Source organism: Rhizobium sp. YAF28, from assembly GCF_052113285.1.
GTDB lineage: Bacteria > Pseudomonadota > Alphaproteobacteria > Rhizobiales > Rhizobiaceae > Rhizobium.
In genome coordinates this window covers 281,255-298,724 of sequence record NZ_JBFRCX010000005.1, presented here as the reverse complement: position 1 = coordinate 298,724, position 17,470 = coordinate 281,255, and the positions used below count along the sequence as shown (strand labels likewise).

At 61.1% G+C, this 17,470-nt stretch carries 15 protein-coding genes; 11 read left to right on the top strand and 4 right to left on the bottom strand.

All coding sequences use genetic code 11. The features are described 5' to 3' along the window. Positions 1–24 precede the first annotated feature (24 nt). From ftsZ to ligA, 6 genes are all read left to right on the top strand, one after another. Positions 25–1,737, top strand: coding sequence for a cell division protein FtsZ (gene ftsZ / locus AB4Z13_RS13845; RefSeq protein ID WP_442206180.1), 1,713 nt, complete (start codon positions 25–27; stop codon positions 1,735–1,737). A 260-nt stretch (positions 1,738–1,997) separates the two neighbouring features. Then, positions 1,998–2,954 carry a UDP-3-O-acyl-N-acetylglucosamine deacetylase gene (lpxC, locus tag AB4Z13_RS13840; protein ID WP_439015930.1) on the top strand — a complete coding sequence of 319 codons (957 nt, stop codon included), beginning with the start codon at positions 1,998–2,000 and terminating at the stop codon, positions 2,952–2,954. A gap of 273 nt (positions 2,955–3,227) precedes the next feature. Next, on the top strand, positions 3,228–4,097 hold the full coding sequence (locus AB4Z13_RS13835; RefSeq protein WP_310389354.1) for an outer membrane protein assembly factor BamD: 870 nt from the start codon (positions 3,228–3,230) through the stop codon (positions 4,095–4,097). A gap of 5 nt (positions 4,098–4,102) precedes the next feature. Beyond that, positions 4,103–5,776, top strand: coding sequence for a DNA repair protein RecN (gene recN / locus AB4Z13_RS13830; protein ID WP_439015929.1), 1,674 nt, complete (start codon positions 4,103–4,105; stop codon positions 5,774–5,776). Positions 5,777–5,847: 71 nt separating this feature from the next. After that, positions 5,848–6,366: a DUF6886 family protein gene (locus tag AB4Z13_RS13825; protein ID WP_113324942.1), complete on the top strand. Its 519-nt coding sequence runs from the start codon at positions 5,848–5,850 to the stop codon at positions 6,364–6,366. A gap of 74 nt (positions 6,367–6,440) precedes the next feature. Then, a complete protein-coding gene (gene ligA / locus AB4Z13_RS13820; protein ID WP_113324943.1) occupies positions 6,441–8,597 on the top strand; it encodes an NAD-dependent DNA ligase LigA in 2,157 nt (718 codons plus the stop codon). 33 nt (positions 8,598–8,630) lie between these two features. Here ligA and AB4Z13_RS13815 read toward each other — a convergent pair whose 3' ends face one another. Then, positions 8,631–9,161: a GNAT family N-acetyltransferase gene (locus AB4Z13_RS13815; protein WP_442206248.1), complete on the bottom strand. Its 531-nt coding sequence runs from the start codon at positions 9,159–9,161 to the stop codon at positions 8,631–8,633. A gap of 272 nt (positions 9,162–9,433) precedes the next feature. On the opposite strand from AB4Z13_RS13815, the gene AB4Z13_RS13810 reads away from it, so the two are divergent. Continuing rightward, a complete protein-coding gene (locus AB4Z13_RS13810; RefSeq protein ID WP_442206179.1) occupies positions 9,434–10,024 on the top strand; it encodes a 3'-5' exonuclease in 591 nt (196 codons plus the stop codon). An 89-nt stretch (positions 10,025–10,113) separates the two neighbouring features. Then, positions 10,114–10,605: a CreA family protein gene (locus tag AB4Z13_RS13805; protein WP_442206178.1), complete on the top strand. Its 492-nt coding sequence runs from the start codon at positions 10,114–10,116 to the stop codon at positions 10,603–10,605. 47 nt (positions 10,606–10,652) lie between these two features. Here AB4Z13_RS13805 and AB4Z13_RS13800 read toward each other — a convergent pair whose 3' ends face one another. Both AB4Z13_RS13800 and AB4Z13_RS13795 read right to left on the bottom strand, forming a co-directional pair. Beyond that, on the bottom strand, positions 10,653–11,123 hold the full coding sequence (locus tag AB4Z13_RS13800) for a chemotaxis protein CheW (RefSeq protein ID WP_037099584.1): 471 nt from the start codon (positions 11,121–11,123) through the stop codon (positions 10,653–10,655). Positions 11,124–11,125: 2 nt separating this feature from the next. Then, entirely contained in the window at positions 11,126–13,090 is a 1,965-nt protein-coding gene (locus AB4Z13_RS13795) for a methyl-accepting chemotaxis protein (RefSeq protein ID WP_442206177.1), read from the bottom strand. Positions 13,091–13,466: 376 nt separating this feature from the next. Here AB4Z13_RS13795 and AB4Z13_RS13790 point away from each other — a divergent pair, with 376 nt between their 5' ends. Then, positions 13,467–14,069, top strand: coding sequence for an SCO family protein (locus AB4Z13_RS13790; RefSeq protein ID WP_442206176.1), 603 nt, complete (start codon positions 13,467–13,469; stop codon positions 14,067–14,069). Between the two features lie 59 nt (positions 14,070–14,128). Continuing rightward, positions 14,129–15,007, top strand: coding sequence for a 50S ribosomal protein L11 methyltransferase (locus AB4Z13_RS13785; protein ID WP_442206175.1), 879 nt, complete (start codon positions 14,129–14,131; stop codon positions 15,005–15,007). 170 nt (positions 15,008–15,177) lie between these two features. Here the strand turns inward: AB4Z13_RS13785 and AB4Z13_RS13780 are convergent, their stop codons facing one another. Further along, positions 15,178–15,351: a hypothetical protein gene (locus AB4Z13_RS13780; RefSeq protein WP_007814367.1), complete on the bottom strand. Its 174-nt coding sequence runs from the start codon at positions 15,349–15,351 to the stop codon at positions 15,178–15,180. A gap of 278 nt (positions 15,352–15,629) precedes the next feature. Between AB4Z13_RS13780 and AB4Z13_RS13775 the strand changes: the two genes are divergently transcribed. Beyond that, the gene (locus tag AB4Z13_RS13775) at positions 15,630–17,465 is read left to right on the top strand and encodes an aminopeptidase P family protein (RefSeq protein ID WP_113324957.1); all 1,836 of its coding nucleotides are present in this window, start codon (positions 15,630–15,632) and stop codon (positions 17,463–17,465) included. Positions 17,466–17,470: the final 5 nt, after the last annotated feature.

Below are 17,470 nucleotides of genomic sequence, written 5' to 3'. Positions count from 1 at the left end.
CCAGAGAGAGAAGGAACTGGTACCATGACTATCAAGCTGCAAAAGCCTGACATCACCGAGCTGAAGCCGCGCATCACCGTGTTCGGCGTCGGCGGCGGCGGCGGCAATGCCGTCAACAACATGATTTCTGCAGGCCTCCAGGGCGTCGACTTCGTCGTTGCCAACACGGATGCCCAGGCACTGACGATGACGAAGGCCGAACGGATCATCCAGCTCGGCGCCAGCGTCACGGAAGGTCTCGGCGCCGGCTCGCAGCCGGAAGTCGGGCGTGCAGCCGCCGAAGAGTGCATCGACGAGATCGTCGATCACCTGAACGGCACGCATATGTGCTTCGTCACCGCCGGCATGGGCGGCGGCACCGGTACGGGCGCTGCCCCGGTCGTCGCACAGGCGGCCCGCAACAAGGGCATCCTGACCGTCGGCGTCGTCACCAAGCCGTTCCACTTCGAAGGCGGACGCCGCATGCGTCTGGCCGAATCCGGTATTCAGGAACTGCAGAAGTCTGTCGATACGCTTATCGTCATTCCGAACCAGAACCTCTTCCGGATCGCCAACGACAAGACGACCTTCGCCGACGCCTTTGCCATGGCCGACCAGGTTCTCTACTCGGGCGTTGCCTGCATCACCGACCTGATGGTGAAGGAAGGTCTCATCAACCTCGACTTCGCCGACGTCCGCTCGGTCATGCGTGAAATGGGCCGCGCAATGATGGGTACGGGTGAAGCTTCCGGTTCGGGCCGCGCCATGCAGGCCGCCGAAGCGGCGATTGCCAATCCGCTGCTCGACGAAACCTCGATGAAGGGCGCACAGGGCCTGCTGATCTCTATCACTGGCGGTCGCGACCTCACGCTCTTCGAAGTCGACGAAGCTGCAACCCGCATCCGCGAAGAAGTCGATCCGGACGCCAACATCATCCTCGGCGCAACCTTCGACGAATCGCTCGAAGGCATCATCCGCGTCTCGGTCGTCGCCACCGGTATCGACCGCGCGATGAGCCAGGCTGCCGACCGTTCGTTCCAGCCGGTCGCAAAGCCGGTTATCCGTCCCTCCGCGGCCGTTGCTCCGGCACCGGCCGCAGTTCAGCCTGCTCCGGTAATGCAGGCACCGAAGGCCGACCAGATTGCACAGACCATCCGTATGGCTGAAGCCGAGATGGAACGTGAACTGGAAATCCCGGCTCCGCGTGCCGCTGCTCCGATCCAGCAGCAGCCGGTGATGCAGGAGACCTTCCGTCCGCAGAGCAAGATTTTTGCTTCTGCGCCTGAAGCAGCCCCGGTCATGCGCCAGGCTCCTGTGCAGTCGGCTCCCGTCATGCAGCAGCCGGCTCCGCAGCCGGTCATGCAGCAGCAGCCGGTCCGTCATGAGCCGGTGATCCGCCAGGCTCCTGAGCAGGTCCGCATGCCGAAGGTCGAGGACTTCCCGCCGGTGGTCCAGGCCGAGATCGACCATCGCTCGCAGCCTGCTGCTTCGCACGTCCAGGAAGAGCGCGGCCCGATGGGTCTGCTCAAGCGAATCACCAATTCGCTCGGCCGCCGCGAAGAGGAAGTCGCTCCGGAAATGACCTCCGCACCGGCTGCATCCTCGCAGCAGCGCCGTCCGCTGTCGCCGGAAGCAAGCCTCTACGCACCGCGTCGCGGCAATCTCGACGACCAGGGCCGTGCCGTGCCGCAGGCCCGCATGATGCAGGAAGACGACCAGCTGGAAATCCCGGCCTTCCTGCGTCGCCAGTCGAACTGAGAAGAGCACTTCTCCACAGAAAACGCCCGGGGCAGAAATCCCGGGCGTTTGCGTTTCTACATGCTTGAATTCTAAATGTTTTTCGCGTGGTAGATTTCGTAACAAAGCGAAAGAAACAGTGATTTGGATTGCAGCGCGCGTCCACGTAAGTATGAAGCAAGCGAACTGCCCTTAGAGTCCGCTTCGAACGGTTCGGGCAGTGTAGAAGAACGATCCGGTCGGTTGGCAACAACGGGTACGGAAGAATAAAGGCAGATTTTATGGGACTTGGCTTGCTGGGCTTTCAGACGACGGTATCACGTCCGGTGACTCTTTCGGGCATCGGCGTTCATTCTGGTGCCGACGTTTCGATCACCTTCAATCCGGCCGAAGCCGGCACCGGCGTTATTTTCCAGCGCATCCATGACAATGGTGACGTCACCGAACTGAAGGCTGTTTCCTCGCAGGTCGGCAATACCGATCTCTGCACCGTTCTCGGCTTCTCGCCTGCCCATTCCGTCGCGACGATCGAGCACGTGATGGCAGCCGTTTACGCTCTCGGCCTCGACAATGTCGTGATCGAAGTCAGCGGCGCCGAAATGCCGATCATGGATGGCAGTTCGGTCCCCTTCGTCGAAGCCATCGAACAGGTCGGCCTCGTTTCCCTCGGCGTCAAGCGTCGCTACATCCGCATCACCAAGCCGGTTCGTATCGAGCATGGCGGTTCCTGGAGCGAGTTCCGCCCCTATGACGGCACGCGCTTCGAAGTCGAGATCGATTTCGAATGCTCGCTGATCGGCCGCCAGAAGTGGGAAGGCGATCTCACCGCCGCCGTCTTCAAGACCGAGCTGTCGCGTGCGCGCACCTTCGGCTTCATGCGTGATGTCGAGCGTCTCTGGGCTTCGGGCCATGCTCTCGGCTCCTCGCTTGAAAACTCGGTCGTCATCTCCGACGACAACACCGTCATCAATGTCGAAGGCCTGCGCTATGCCAAGGACGAGTTCGTGCGTCACAAGACGCTCGATGCCGTCGGCGATCTGGCGCTCGCCGGCGCACAGTTCATCGGCTGCTACCGTTCCTATCGCGGCGGCCACAAGATGAACGCCAACGCTCTCAAGGCACTGCTCAGCGATGCCTCGGCCTATGAAGTGGTCGAGACTTCGACGCCGCGCCAGCGCGTTGCCGTTCGCGAATTCATTGCAGTCAGCGCTCCGGAATTCGCCCCCTGGTCGGCATGACCTCCAGTATACCAATTAAGGCCAGGGCCGCCTCCTAACGGGGGCGGTTTTTTTGTGGGAAGGGGCGCACAAGCGCGTCGATAGATGTTTTGCGGCATATATTTAGCCGCTGCCGCTTCGAATGCCGGTGAAAAGCCCGACATTCTCGGCGGTGCTGCCACAAAAATGCGTTAATGCGTGATCATTGCGTTGCTCTTGACAGGTATTTGTGGCTAGAAACGCCAGCTAGGCGTGGCTGCTGTGGAGTGGACGGCAGCGGTGGGATTCTTTCGAATGGCTTATGCAAGGTCTGACATGATGATGAAGACAGCGCGCGCTTTGCTCGCATCCGTGATGGTGCTGAGCGCAGGTGCCTTGATTTCCGGCTGCCAGTCGGACCCTGATATCGACATCACCAAGCTCGGCCTCGAAACCGATCCGCCAGATGTGCTTTACACCCAGGGCCTCGCCAACATGAAGGCAGGCAACATGGCCGAGGCGGGGCGCAAGTTCGACGCGATCGATGCGCAGAACCCCTTCTCGGAATGGGCGCGCAAGGCGCTCGTCATGAGCACCTTCGTCAAATACCGCCAGGGCCGCTTCGACGACGCGCTTGCATCGGGCAACCGTTACATGGCGCAATATCCGAAGTCCAAGGATGCCGCTTACGTGCAGTATCTCGTGGGCCTGACCTATTCCAAGCAGATCGTCGACGTGACGCAGGACCAGCGCGCCTCGCAGAAGACGATCGAGGCGATGCAGGCCGTCGTCGACAACTATCCTGACTCCGAATATGTGGATGACGCGCAGGCCAAGATGCGCTTTGCGCGCGACCAGCTGGCCGGTAAGGAAATGCAGGTCGGCCGCTATTACATGGAGCGCAAGGAATATCTTGCCGCGATCTCGCGCTTCCGCATCGTCGTCGAGAAATACCCGAACACGAATCAGGTGGAGGAGGCGCTCGCCCGTCTCGTCGAAGCCTATTATGCGTTGGGCGTCGTCGAGGAGGCGCAGACTGCCGCTGCCGTTCTCGGTCACAATTATCCCGACAGCCAGTGGTATGCTGATTCTTACAAGCTGCTGCAGTCGGGCGGCGCGGAACCGCGTGAAAACAAGGGTTCGTGGATCGCTGCAGCGGGCAAGAAACTCCTTCTCGGTTCCTGAGGCCAATGCTGATCCAGCTTTCGATCCGCGATATCGTTCTGATCGAGCGGCTGGATCTTGCCTTCGAGACCGGCCTCTCCGTGCTGACGGGTGAGACCGGTGCGGGCAAATCCATCCTGCTCGACAGCCTGTCGCTGGCCCTTGGCGGGCGCGGCGATGGCGGTCTTGTGCGCCATGGCGAGGACAAGGGCCAGGTGACCGCCGTCTTCGATGTCGGCTTGGATCATGGTGCCCGCAGGCTCTTGCGCGAAAACGGCATCGATGACGAAGGTGACTTGATCTTTCGTCGCCAGCAATCCTCCGACGGGCGCACCAAGGCCTATGTCAACGACCAGCCTGTCAGCGTTCAACTGATGCGCCAGGCTGGCCAGATGCTGGTCGAGATCCATGGCCAGCACGACGACCGCGCGCTTGTCGATACCAACGCCCACAGAACGCTGCTTGACGCCTTTGCGGGCATCAGCGAGGACGTGCAGGGCGTGGCCACGCTTTACCGCCAGTGGCGCGATAGCGAGCGCACGCTGAAGAAACACCGCGAGAAGGTCGAGGTAGCTGCCCGTGAGGCGGATTATCTGCGCTCCTCCGTCGAAGAGCTCGAAAAGCTCTCGCCACGCGATGGCGAAGAGGATGAACTTGCCGACCGTCGCCAGAAGATGATGAAGGCGGAGCGTATTGCCGGCGATATCGCCGAGGCCTCCGAATTCCTCAACGGCAATGCCTCTCCCGTGCCGCATATCGCCTCGCTGGTGCGCCGTCTCGAGCGCAAGAGCCATGAGGCGCCCGGCCTGCTGGAAGACACCGTAGCCCTGCTTGACGCCGCGCTGGACCAGCTTTCCAACGCGCAGATGGAAGTCGAGGCGGCACTGCGCAAGACGGAATATGATCCGAAGGAACTGGAGCGCGTCGAAGAGCGGTTGTTTGCGTTGCGCGCTGCCTCCCGCAAATATTCTGTTCCCGTCACCGAGCTTCCGGCGCTCGCCGTGCGCATGATCAACGATCTTGCCGATCTCGATGCCGGCGAGGAGCGTCTCTCCAAGCTCGAGGCGGAAGTTGGGGTCGCCAAGGCGAATTACGATGCGGCCGCCCGCTCGCTTTCGGAGAAGCGTCACCATGCCGGCGATGCGCTGGCGCAGGCCGTCATGGCTGAGCTGCCGGCGCTGAAGCTCGAGCGCGCCCGCTTCATGGTGGAGATTACCACCGATGCGGAAGAGGCGACGGCCGAGGGCATCGATGTCGTGGAATTCCACGTCCAGACCAATCCGGGCACGCGTCCCGGCTCGATCATGAAGGTCGCCTCGGGCGGCGAACTCTCGCGCTTTCTGCTGGCGCTCAAGGTGGCGCTTGCCGATCGCGGCTCGGCGCCGACGCTCGTCTTTGACGAAATCGACACAGGCGTCGGCGGGGCAGTGGCGGATGCGATCGGCCAGCGGCTGAAGCGGCTTTCCGAGCGCGTGCAGGTTCTCTCCGTCACCCATGCGCCGCAGGTGGCAGCCCGTGCCGCCACACATCTCCTGATCTCCAAGGGACCGTCCGGCGAAGGCTCCGACAAGATCGCCACACGCGTTGCCACCATGGCCCAGAAGGACCGCACGGAAGAGATTGCCCGCATGCTTGCCGGCGCGTCCGTGACGGAAGAGGCGAGGGCGGCTGCGGCACGGTTGCTGGCGGGTAACGGCTAGCATAAGCCGCCAGTGACAAATCTCGGCGGCCAGGCTATGGGACGTCACCCACCGGTGAGGTTCAGCCATTCATGCGGCTTTTCCATTTCAGTGATGATCCCACTATTGCGGTCTTTGAGCCGCGCCCCGTGCGCGCTCCCTCGGAGCGTCTGGCGGGAATGGAATGGCTGAACGGCCCGCTCGTCTGGGCGATCGATGACATCCACGACTTCATGTATCTCTTCCCGCGCGATTGCCCGCGTATTCTGATCTGGGCGACGCCCGAGACATCAGACGAAGATCGCCGCTTGCTCGGCGACTGGCGGGGTGCCGCCTATATCGAGCGTGGCTGGCTGGCGCGGCTGCAGGCCGAAAGCATCCACCGCTACGAGATGCCGGCCGATGGTTTCGAGGACCTGCAGGACGCGGGAATGTGGGTGTCGCGCAGGACGGTTCTGCCGCTCGCACTCACCGCAATGTCCGGCCTCGATCGCGAATTTGCGCCGCGCGGCATCGAGCTGCGGGTCGTTGACAGCCTCGTGCCGCTGAAGGCCCTGCGGGACAGCACGCTACATGTCAGCGCCATCAGACTGCGCAACGCGCAGCCATAATTCAAAACATTGGTGCTATTTCAATCGCGGAATTTTGCTCTAAAACCATTGCAGATTCTCTGGAGTGAAGCTGCATGTCGACCGAATCCGTCGCTGTTGAGGACCTGACCCTTGAAGACGCTGCCATCGAACTCGAACGGCTGGCCAAGGAGGTTGCGCGTAACGATGCGCTCTATCATGGCAAGGACCAGCCGGAGATTTCCGATGCGGATTATGACGCGCTAAAGCGCCGCAACGATGCGATCGAGGCACGCTTCCCCGAGCTCATCCGCGAAGACAGCCCGTCGCGCCGGGTCGGTGCAGCCCCTTCAGTGACTTTTGCGCCGGTCGTTCATTCCCGGCCGATGCTGTCGCTCGACAACACCTTCTCGCAGGAGGACGTGCGCGATTTTGTCGCCAGCGTCTATCGCTTCCTCGGCCGCCTGCCTGACAATTCCATCGCCTTTACGGCCGAACCGAAGATCGACGGGCTTTCCATGTCGATCCGTTACGAGAACGGCAAGCTTATAACGGCTGCCACGCGCGGCGACGGCACGACGGGCGAAAACGTCACGGCCAATATCCGCACTATCAAGGAAATCCCGAACGAGCTGCCGAAGGGCGTTCCATCCGTCGTGGAAGTGCGCGGCGAGGTTTATATGGCCAAGAGCGATTTCATGGCGCTCAACGCCCAGATGGAGGCCGAAGGCAAGCAGACCTATGTCAATCCGCGCAACACGGCGGCAGGATCGCTGCGTCAGCTCGATGCGAAGGTGACGGCGAGCCGCAAGTTGAAGTTCTTTGCCTATGCATGGGGCGAGATGTCGGACATGCCTGCCAATACGCAGATGGGCATGGTCGAAAAGTTCAGGGAGTGGGGCTTCCCGGTCAATCCGCTGATGAAGCGGCTGAACTCGGTTGACGATATCCTTGCCCACTACAGCGAGATCGGCCTCGAGCGGCCGGACCTCGATTACGATATCGATGGCGTCGTCTACAAGGTCGACAGCCTCGAGCTGCAGCAGCGTCTCGGCTTCCGCTCGCGCAGCCCGCGCTGGGCGACGGCGCACAAGTTCCCTGCCGAGCAGGCTTTCACCGTCGTCGAGAATATCGACATCCAGGTCGGTCGCACCGGCGCGCTGACGCCGGTGGCGCGGCTGACGCCGATCACCGTCGGCGGCGTCGTTGTCACCAATGCGACCCTGCACAATGAGGACTATATCAAGGGCATCGGCAATAATGGCGAGCGCATCCGTGAGGAGGAGCATGATATCCGCATCGGCGACACCGTCATCGTGCAGCGTGCCGGTGACGTGATCCCGCAGGTGCTCGATGTCGTTATGGAAAAGCGTCCTGCTGAGGCGCAGCCCTATCAGTTTCCGAAAGTGTGCCCGGTCTGCGGTTCGCATGCGGTGCGTGAGCGGCATGAGAAGACCGGCAAGCTCGATTCCGTCACGCGCTGCACCGGCGGCTTCATCTGCCGCGCGCAGGCGACGGAAGAGCTGAAGCATTTCGTTTCGCGCAATGCCTTCGATATTGAAGGACTTGGCTCCAAGCAGATCGACTTCTTCTTCGAGAGCGAGGATCCTGCGCTGCAGATCCGCACGGCGCCCGATATCTTCACGCTGGAGAAGCGTCAGCAACAGTCGATCACCAAGCTGGAGAATATCGACGGTTTCGGCAAGGTCAGCGTCGGCAAGCTTTATGCTGCAATCAATGAGCGGCGCAGTATCGCCCTTCACCGCTTCATCTACGCGCTCGGTATCCGCCACGTGGGCGAGACGACGGCGAAGCTCCTGTCGCGCTCCTATAATACCTACGAGGCCTTTGCGGCGGCAATGAAGGAGGCGGCAACGCTTTCGGGTGATGCCTGGAACGACCTCAACGCCATCGAAGGCATTGGTGAGGTCGTGGCGCGTGCCATCGTGGAATTCTACAAGGAGCCGCGCAATATCGAGGTGATCGGCCGCCTGCTCGACGAGGTAACGCCGCAGGAGGCCGAACAGCCGGTGACAGCGGGCAGCCCGGTCGCCGGCAAGACCGTGGTCTTCACCGGTTCGCTGGAGAAATTCACGCGCGAAGAGGCGAAGGCGAGGGCTGAAGGCCTCGGGGCAAAGGTGGCAGGTTCCGTCTCCAAGAAGACCGATATCGTCGTTGCCGGCCCCGGCGCCGGCTCGAAGCTCGACAAGGCTCGCGAACTCGGCGTTCAGACCATGGACGAAGACGAGTGGCTGGCCCTGATTGGGGGGTAACGGAGAGCCGCCAACAACGCCAGCCTCTTTGTTTCAGGCCCTCAGCCGCGCCATCGTATAGACATCGACATATTGCCCGTCGCGATAGCCGAATGATCGGAGGAGCCCTTCCTTTTCGAAGCCGAATTTTTCGTAGAGGCGGATAGCTGCCGCGTTATCGGTATAGACAGTCAGTTCCATCCGCTTGATATCCTGCCACTTGTCGGCGGTATCGACAAACGCGGCCATCAGGGTGGTTCCGACGCCGCGACCGGTGAAATCGTCGTGCACACCCATGCCGAGGCTCGCGGCGTGCTGGCGCCGTCCTTCGAAGCGGTTCATGCCGCCATTGGCGACGATCCGGCCGTCGAGTTCGACAACGAGGTTGAGGGCGTTGGGTGAGGGGGATTCCATACGCTTGCGCACCGCATCGATGCTTTGAAAAGGCGGGCGCAGCGTGCCGGCGCGATAGCCCGGCAGGTTCATCAGTTCGGTAACGGCTTCGACATCGCTCATGCGCAAAGCGCGAACATTGAGGCCTTTCAACGAAGGCTTTTCGGGTGGGGTATCCTGATTGGCTGACATCATGCTCTCCTTGGGTTTCTAAAAGAGGAGAGTGGAGTTTCGGAAAACCCTGCTCGCCTCGGCAGGGTTTTCGGGGATGATCGGCTGCTAGTGGCGCACCATCTCTCCCGCGTACCCTGCATGGGTCGTGGTGATAAGATGAAGGGTGTGGGCCACTGAGTTGATCATGGACGGAAGTTTCGCCATTTGCGTGCAGATGTCAACAGGTGAGAATTTGCCTTCGGATACGGCTAAGATTATTCCGGAAGAGCAGACGATTCGGATAATTGCCCGTGAAGACTATCGCCATCGATTTCGAGACAGCCAACGAACAGCGCGGCAGCGCCTGCTCCGTCGGCCTTGCTTGGATCGAGGACGGGCAGGTGACGCGGGTCGAGGAGCGGCTGATCCGGCCACGCGACATGCGCTTCTCCGGCATGAATATCGCGATCCACGGCATTCGCCCTGAGCATGTCGAGGATGCGCCGGAATTTCCTGAAGTCATGGACGAGTTCCTTGAGGATTTCCGGGGCGCGACGATGATCGCTCACAATGCCGCCTTCGATTTCAGCGTCTGGCGGGCGAGCCTCGATCTTTACCGGCAGTCCTATCCGGAGCTCAGCTATCTCTGCAGCCTGAAGATGGCGCAGCGCATCTGGCCGCATTTCCTGTCGCACCGGCTGAACCTGATTGCCGAACATCTCGGCTTGCGTTTCGTCCACCACAATGCGGCTGAGGATGCTGCCGTCTGCGCGGCAGCGGCAATCGAGATGGCGAAGGCGGTCAAGGCTGCCACGGTTGCTGCCATTCCCGCCGTCATCGGCATGAAGCCCGGCAGGCTGACGGCCGCCGGCTACGAGCCCTGCACCTGCCGCAAGGCGTAACTTTTCGCTTTCTTGCAATGGGTTGGGCGTTTTCTTGCAAAGGGGGCGGCCATTCTTATCTTAACTTCCGGATCAACACGGGAGTTGCCATGTCCGCTTTGCGTAATCTTTTCTTTGGCTCAGCATTCCTCGCCGTTTCCGCAGGCGCGACATCTGCGGAAGTCGTCGGCAAGGTCGGGGTCGACTGGATCGGCAACGACATCATTATCGAGGCGGTCTCCGACCCTGAGGTGAAGGGCGTGACCTGCCATGTCACCTATTTCGACCGCAGCCTCATCGACCGCTTCAAGAACGGCAACTGGTTCGAAGACCCCTCGAACAATTCCATCGCCTGCCGCCAGACGGGGCCGATCGAGATCGGCAGTATCGATCTTTCCAAGGATGGCAGCGAGGTGTTCCGCCAGGGCATGTCGCTGATCTGGAAGACGCTGGCGGTCAACCGTATCTACGACAAGGCCAACAATACGCTGATCTATCTCGCCCATTCGCGGGAGCTTACGGATGGCTCGGCGAAGATGTCGATTTCGACCATTCCGCTCTACGGGCAGGATGTGGTGTGGAAAAACGGGAAACCGCAATGAAAAGGCCCGGACAAGCCGGGCCTTTGAATTCCGAATATGAAGAGCGATCAGGCGGCTTCACGGGACAGTTCGTCCGCGATGACGGTGTCGAGGTTGAGGAAGCAGACCATGGTCTTTTCGAGCGCAACGATGCCGCGGCAGAAGGCGCGCTGGGCTTCCGGGATGATTTCCGGCGGCGGCTGAAGGTCTTCGCTCTTGATGGTCATCATGTCGGAGACCTGTTCGACCAGCAGGCCGACGAGTTTGCCGGCGATGTCGGTGACGATGATGGCGGAACGCTCCGACGGTTCCGTCATCTTCATGCCGAGGCGGCAGGCCATGTCGATAACCGGGATCACGGCACCGCGCAGGTTGATGAGGCCGAGGACGTAGGGCGGGGTGTGCGGCATGGGGGTGACCGGCGCCCAGCCACGGATTTCGCGGATCGCCATGATATCGATGCAGAACTCCTGGTCGCCCAGGTGGAACGAGACGATTTCGAGGTAGGCGCCCGACTGCTTGATGGCATTGTTGTTCATGGTCAGAATTCTTCCCAGTTGTCTCCGGCCGGAGAGGCGAGTGTCCTGGCGGCGCCGCCGCCTGTGAATGCGCCCGCGACCTTGCCCATGAGGCGCCGTGCGGGTGAAGGTTTCGGATGCGAGGCTGCGGGGGCTTCTCGCGGCGTTTGACGGGCGCTCATGCCCTCGCCGATTTTGAACTGCCGAACCAGCTGCGTCAGGTTTTCCGCATCGGTTGCGAGAGTGTGGCTGGCGGCGTTCGTTTCTTCCACCATGGCCGCATTCTTCTGCGTCACCTGATCCATCTGGCTGATGGCTGTATTGATCTCGTTCAGTCCGACTGATTGTTCGCGCGCAGAGGTTACGATTGATTTAACATGACCGTCGATACGCAGAACATCTTCGCCGATCTGGCGCAAAGCCTCGCCGGCAGCCGTCACTAATTCGCCGCCGATCTTAACTTCGGCGCCGGATTTTCCGATCAAGGTCTTGATATCCTTGGCTGCTCCTGCTGCGCGGCCGGCAAGTTCGCGAACTTCCTGTGCAACGACCGCAAAGCCCTTGCCGGCTTCGCCGGCACGCGCGGCCTCGACGCCGGCGTTGAGTGCCAGCAGATTCGTCTGGAAGGCAATCTCGTCAATGACGTTGATGATCGTGCCGATCTCGCGGGAGGCGCCTTCGATTCGCTCCATCGCGGCCATCGCATCGCCGACGATGGCGTCGGATTTCTCGGTATTCTGGCGAGTATGAGCGACCATGTTGCCGACTTCCTCGGCGCGGCTGGTGGCGTTACGGACGGTAGCGGTGATCTCGTCCAGCGCCGCTGAGGTCTCTTCCAGCGAGGCGGCCTGTTGCTCTGTGCGCTTGGCAAGGTCGTCGGCGGCGGCGCGCATCTGGTGGCTGTTGGCCTGGATGGACGTGCTGTTCAGGGCAATATCGCCCATCGCCTGACGCAGGCGTAGGGCCGTCTGGTTGAAATCCTGACGCAGCCTTTCCAGCTCGTCGCGGAAGGGCTGGTCGATGCTCGCTGTCAGGTCGCCGTTGGCAAGGCGGGTGAGGCCCTGAGCGAGCGCCGTGACGGTGGTGTTCAGCGCTTCCGTATCGGCAAGCTTGGCAGATTCGCGCTCGCGGCGTTCGGCATCGCTGCGCTGGCGGTCGGTCTCGGTGCGGGCTTCCAGATCGATCTTTTCGATGGCTGCAAGGCGGAAGCTTTCGGCGGCACGGGCCATTTCGCCGATCTCGTCGCCGCGCTCCTTGCCGGCGACGTTGCTTGTCAGGTCGCCGTTCAAGATGCGCAGCATGCTTTCGCGCACGGTGACGATGCCGCGGCGGATGGAGCCACCATGGATATATTGCAGCGCAGCCATTGTGAGGATGGCGATGACGCCAAGCGCGATCTGGATGACAAGCGAGCTGCTGGAGGTCTCGTTGGCGCTTTCGATGCGCTTGCGGGCAACGACGGTGCCGTCACTGGCGAACTTGTCGAGGGTGGCGGCGAGCTTTTCGCCTTCAGAGTCGATGCGATCGTCGATCTTGTCGAATTCGGCATCGGACGCGCCTTGTTCGACGAGCGCCTTGAGATCCACCTGAATGGCCTGGCGAAGTGCGCCGACATCGGAATCGTAGCTCTTCAGCAGGTCGCCGGCCTTTAGCTCCTCGGCGATCATGCCTATTTCCTTCGAGCCGCTGGAGAGGGTTGCCAGCGAATCGGCAACGATCTTCAGGCGGTCGGGCTGGATGATCTTCTCTTCCCGGTCGACGATCGAGTCCATGGCGGCGAGAACCAGCGTCAGATTGGCGACGCGCATGTCGTTGATGATGTCGATGCTCTGCTGGATCTCGTCGGCGCGGCGCAGGCCGGTATCGACCTGCATGTTCTCGTACCAGCCGATGCCGAGCATCGAGCTAAAGCCGATGAGAGCAGCCCCGCCGAGCGTCCAGAGCCGCTGGCCGACCGAAAGGTTTCTGCGAACCGTCGAATTTGTCATAAAGCCACCCTCCGCCCCAGGCGGTTTTTAGTTCCCTCGATTTTATGCTGATCCGGTTCATGCTCCGGCCGACATCATGTCGGAACAGCGCCGAAGCACTGTGTGCATTACTAAATATAGATATCCGCAATTAAGCCTTTCCTAACGATGTATTTCTTCGGGCTGCTTCGAGGCCTCCGCGGCAAGCCGTTAGAAAGGTGCGATAATTCGTCTTTGTACGACTTTTTCGCAGGACGTTTGCCCGCATCTGGCATTCATCAAGGTGGGGCAATTAATCACGGGTGAGAAAACGCATTCTTGAATTGCGCGCTTGCGATCGCGACTATAATCACACGGGCGAGACGGATGGGGGCATCCGCGCATCGAGGAAAGTACCATGAAGAATTTCCGTATCGCCGTCTGGATCGCAGTGCTGCTGCTTGCCGGCGTGCTCGGCTGGTTCACGCTAGACCAGAGCCGGACGAGGGAAGTGGTGGCCGAGGGGCCATTCGGCGTTCCGTTCACGCTGGTATCGCAGAGTGGCCAGCCGATCACGGAGCAGGCCCTGCGCGGTAGGCCGACGGCCCTGTTTTTCGGCTTTACGCATTGCCCCGAAGTCTGCCCGACGACGCTCTTCGAGCTCAACGGCTGGATGGAGAAGGTCGATCCCCAGGGTAACAAGCTGCAGGCCTATTTCGTGACCGTCGATCCCGAGCGCGATACGCCCGAGATCATGAACGAGTACGTCTCCAACGTTTCCAAGCGCATTACGGGCATTTCTGGTCCGCCGGACAAGATCGCCGACGTCATCAAGGGCTTCCGCGTCTATGCCAAGAAGGTGCCTGTGGACGAGAACAATCCTGACGGAGATTACACGATGGACCATACGGCCTCGGTCTTCCTGCTCGATTCGGAGGGGCGTTTTTCGGGAACGATCTCCTATGGCGAAAACCCCGATACGGCGATAAAGAAGCTTGAGAATCTCGTCGCCAAGGGATGACCGGCAGCTGAAAGCATCGCAACCGGTAGCGGGCGACGCAACCGGAAAGATTGCCTATCGTGAGTGAAATCCGCCTTTACGTGTCGACGACTGAAAAGCAGGCCGAGGAAATCCTCGACCTTCTGAGCGAGGTCTTCGGCGAAGAAGATTTTGCCATCGGCACGACCGAGATCGACGAGAAGAAAGATATCTGGGAAGCCTCCGTCTACATGATGGCGGAGGACGAGGCCGATGTACGCTCCCGCGTCGAAGAGGCGTTGGCGCAGGCATTTCCCGATGCGGCGCTGTCGCGTGAGGTCATTCCTGACGTGGACTGGGTGACGAAATCGCTTGAAGGGCTGAAGCCCGTCCGGGCAGGGCGCTTCCTCGTGCATGGCTCGCATGACCGCGACAAGGTGCGCATGGGGGACATTGCCATCGAGATCGATGCCGGCCAGGCTTTCGGCACCGGCCATCACGGCACGACGGCCGGCTGCCTTGAAGTGATCGACGGCGTGGTCCGGTCACGCAAGGTGCGCAATGCGCTGGACCTTGGTACCGGCAGCGGCGTGCTGGCGATTGCGGTGCGCAAGCTGCGCAACATTCCGGTGCTCGCAACCGATATCGACCCGATCGCCGTTCGTGTCGCGGCTGAAAATGTCCGTCGCAACGGCATTGCCAGCGGCATCAGAACGGTGACTGCACCGGGCTTCCACTCGACTGCCTTTTCCGAGAACGGACCTTTCGACCTCATCATCGCCAATATTCTGGCGCGGCCGCTGATCAGAATGGCGCCGCAGCTCGTCACCAATCTGGCGCCGGGTGGATCGGTGATCCTGTCCGGCATCCTTGCCAGCCAGCGCTGGAAGGTGATTGCCGCCTATAATGGCGCGAAGCTTCGCCACGTGCGCACGATCTGGCGCAATGGCTGGGTGACGATCCATCTCGATCGTCCGTAATCTCGGGGAATTCCGAACAAGAAAAAAGGCGGTGCCAGAGGCACCGCCTTGGACCGGCATTTAAATCCGGTCTTGCCCGCGAGCTCGAAGGAGGAGGATGCTCGAGCGGGCACTACTGCATTCCGATAGGCCTGTCCGGTGGAGGGAGGAGGATCGGAAGGGCTTTAAGCTCAGAATGCGTAGCTCGGTGCGCCCTTGTGGCGCGTGGAACGCTGGCCTGCTGCGAGCACCTTGAGGCTATCCTCATTCTGCGGGCGGCGGGCGCCAATGACGTGACGCACAGTCTGGCGTTCGCCAGCCTGTACCGGGCTGCTGTAAGCGAAGCGCGAGAGAGAGGCGGTCATTTCAAAAAATCCTTTGTTGATGGTTCGTCGTGAACCGTTCGATGCGCTCTATATAGCTATTCCGTCATGCGGTGGCAGAGGGTTTGTTTCATTGCAGCCATGCGCGTAATGCATGAAGCGTGCCAGTTTCCCACATCGAGACACATTTCTGCCAAATTATTGGGCTGCCGCTACCTTCCAGGCGCTTCGCGTCGCTTTTTCTCCCCAATGACTGAAAATTCGCTAACATGGCCGTTATCCCATTAACCGGATTCGTTTCATTCATTCGGGTTTCCAGCATGTTCCAGTCTTTCGAAGTCACCTCCACGCCGCAGTTCGGCAGGGAACGGGTTTCCGCACTGCGCGCCAGTTTCGATGCGCTCGGCATCGATGCTTTCCTCGTGCCGCGCGCCGATGAATATAACGGCGAGTACGTGCCTGCCTGTGCGGAGCGGCTCTCCTGGCTGACGGGCTTCACCGGCTCTGCGGGCATTGCGCTGATCACCCGGACGGAAGCGATCGTCTATGTCGACGGGCGCTACGTGACGCAGCTTGCCGAGCAGGTGGATGGTTCCGTCTTTACCGGCGGCGATCTGGTCAACGAGCCGCCGCATGTCTGGCTGCCTGCGCATGGCAAGAAAGGGCTGAAGCTCGGCATCGATCCGTGGCTGCATTCGGGTGCCGAAGTGCGCAAGCTCGAAAAGGCGCTCTCGGAGATCGGTGGCGCACTGGTTTTCCTGCCGCACAATCCGCTCGACAAGCTCTGGGCAGACCGGCCGGCGGAACCGCTTGGGCCTGTCACTATCCAGAACGTGGCGCAGGCCGGAATTCTCGCCAAGGACAAGATCGCGACCATCGCGGATGATCTCGCCAAGAAGAACCTAAAGGCAGTGCTTATCGCCGATCCGTCTTCCATTGCCTGGATCTTCAACATCCGCGGCGCCGACGTGCCGCACACGCCGCATCCGCTGGCGCGCGCCATCATTCATGCCGACGGCAAGGCGGAGATCTTTCTCGACAAGCGCAAGACCGGCATCGAGCCGGAAGCCTATCTCGCGCAGATCGCCACCCAGCTTGCGCCCTCGCTGCTGGATGAGAAGCTTGCTGCGGTCGCCAAGGATGGCGGCCGCATCCTCATCGATCCCGATATCGCCTCCTATGCGCTCGCCGAGATCATCCGCAAGGCTGGCGGCGAAGTCGTGGAAGGTGTCGATCCGGCAAAGCTGCCGCGGGCTGTGAAGAACAGCGTCGAGATCAATGGCTCGGCCGCTGCCCATCTGCAGGATGGTGCGGCCATGGTGGAATTCCTCTACTGGCTGTCGCAGAGCAAGCCCGGCACGATCACCGAAATTGGCGCCGCTGAACGGCTGGAAGCGGCTCGCGCAAAGCTGGGTCAGAGCATGCAGAACCCGCTGAAGGATATTTCCTTCGACACGATCTCGGGTGCCGGCGAACATGCGGCCATCATGCACTACCGGGTGACGACGGCCACTGACCGGCATATCCAGCCGGGCGAACTCTTCCTGATCGATTCCGGCGCGCAATATATCAACGGCACGACCGATATCACCCGCACTGTCGGCATCGGTGCTGTCGGCGAAGAGCACAAGCGCTTCTTCACACTGGTGCTGAAGGGCATGATCCAGATCAGCACGGCGCGTTTCCCGAAGGGCACGCGCGGCTGCGATCTCGATCCGCTGGCGCGTATCGCGCTATGGCGGGCAGGGGCCGATTTCGCGCATGGCACGGGCCATGGCGTCGGCTCCTACCTCTCGGTTCACGAGGGACCGCAGCGCATTTCGCGGCTTTCGACGCAGGAGCTGCTGCCGGGCATGATCCTCTCCAACGAGCCGGGTTACTACCGGCCGGGCCATTTCGGCATCCGCATCGAGAACCTGATCTATGTGCGGGAGGCTGAAGCCGTCGACGGCGGCGACATGTCGATGCTCGGCTTCGAGACGCTGACCTTCTGCCCGATCGATCGCAGCATCGTCATCCCCGAATTGCTGACGCATGACGAGCTGCACTGGTTCAACGAATACCACCGCCAGACGCGCGAGGCGCTGATGCCGCTGATCCACGACCATGACGTCAAGGCATGGCTCGAGAATGCGACTTTGCCGTTGGAATACTGAGCGGC

What these genes read in the sequence shown, in the direction of transcription:
- AB4Z13_RS13835 (WP_310389354.1), top strand. Translation starts at nt 3,228, where the DNA reads ATGGCTTATGCAAGGTCTGACATGATGATGAAGACAGCGCGCGCTTTG.
- AB4Z13_RS13780 (WP_007814367.1), bottom strand. Translation starts at nt 15,351, where the DNA reads ATGACCGCCTCTCTCTCGCGCTTCGCTTACAGCAGCCCGGTACAGGCT.
- AB4Z13_RS13800 (WP_037099584.1), bottom strand. Translation starts at nt 11,123, where the DNA reads ATGAACAACAATGCCATCAAGCAGTCGGGCGCCTACCTCGAAATCGTC.
- recN (WP_439015929.1), top strand. Translation starts at nt 4,103, where the DNA reads ATGCTGATCCAGCTTTCGATCCGCGATATCGTTCTGATCGAGCGGCTG.
- AB4Z13_RS13790 (WP_442206176.1), top strand. Translation starts at nt 13,467, where the DNA reads ATGAAGAATTTCCGTATCGCCGTCTGGATCGCAGTGCTGCTGCTTGCC.
- AB4Z13_RS13795 (WP_442206177.1), bottom strand. Translation starts at nt 13,090, where the DNA reads ATGACAAATTCGACGGTTCGCAGAAACCTTTCGGTCGGCCAGCGGCTC.
- ftsZ (WP_442206180.1), top strand. Translation starts at nt 25, where the DNA reads ATGACTATCAAGCTGCAAAAGCCTGACATCACCGAGCTGAAGCCGCGC.
- AB4Z13_RS13775 (WP_113324957.1), top strand. Translation starts at nt 15,630, where the DNA reads ATGTTCCAGTCTTTCGAAGTCACCTCCACGCCGCAGTTCGGCAGGGAA.
- ligA (WP_113324943.1), top strand. Translation starts at nt 6,441, where the DNA reads ATGTCGACCGAATCCGTCGCTGTTGAGGACCTGACCCTTGAAGACGCT.
- AB4Z13_RS13815 (WP_442206248.1), bottom strand. Translation starts at nt 9,161, where the DNA reads ATGTCAGCCAATCAGGATACCCCACCCGAAAAGCCTTCGTTGAAAGGC.
- AB4Z13_RS13805 (WP_442206178.1), top strand. Translation starts at nt 10,114, where the DNA reads ATGTCCGCTTTGCGTAATCTTTTCTTTGGCTCAGCATTCCTCGCCGTT.
- AB4Z13_RS13825 (WP_113324942.1), top strand. Translation starts at nt 5,848, where the DNA reads ATGCGGCTTTTCCATTTCAGTGATGATCCCACTATTGCGGTCTTTGAG.
- lpxC (WP_439015930.1), top strand. Translation starts at nt 1,998, where the DNA reads ATGGGACTTGGCTTGCTGGGCTTTCAGACGACGGTATCACGTCCGGTG.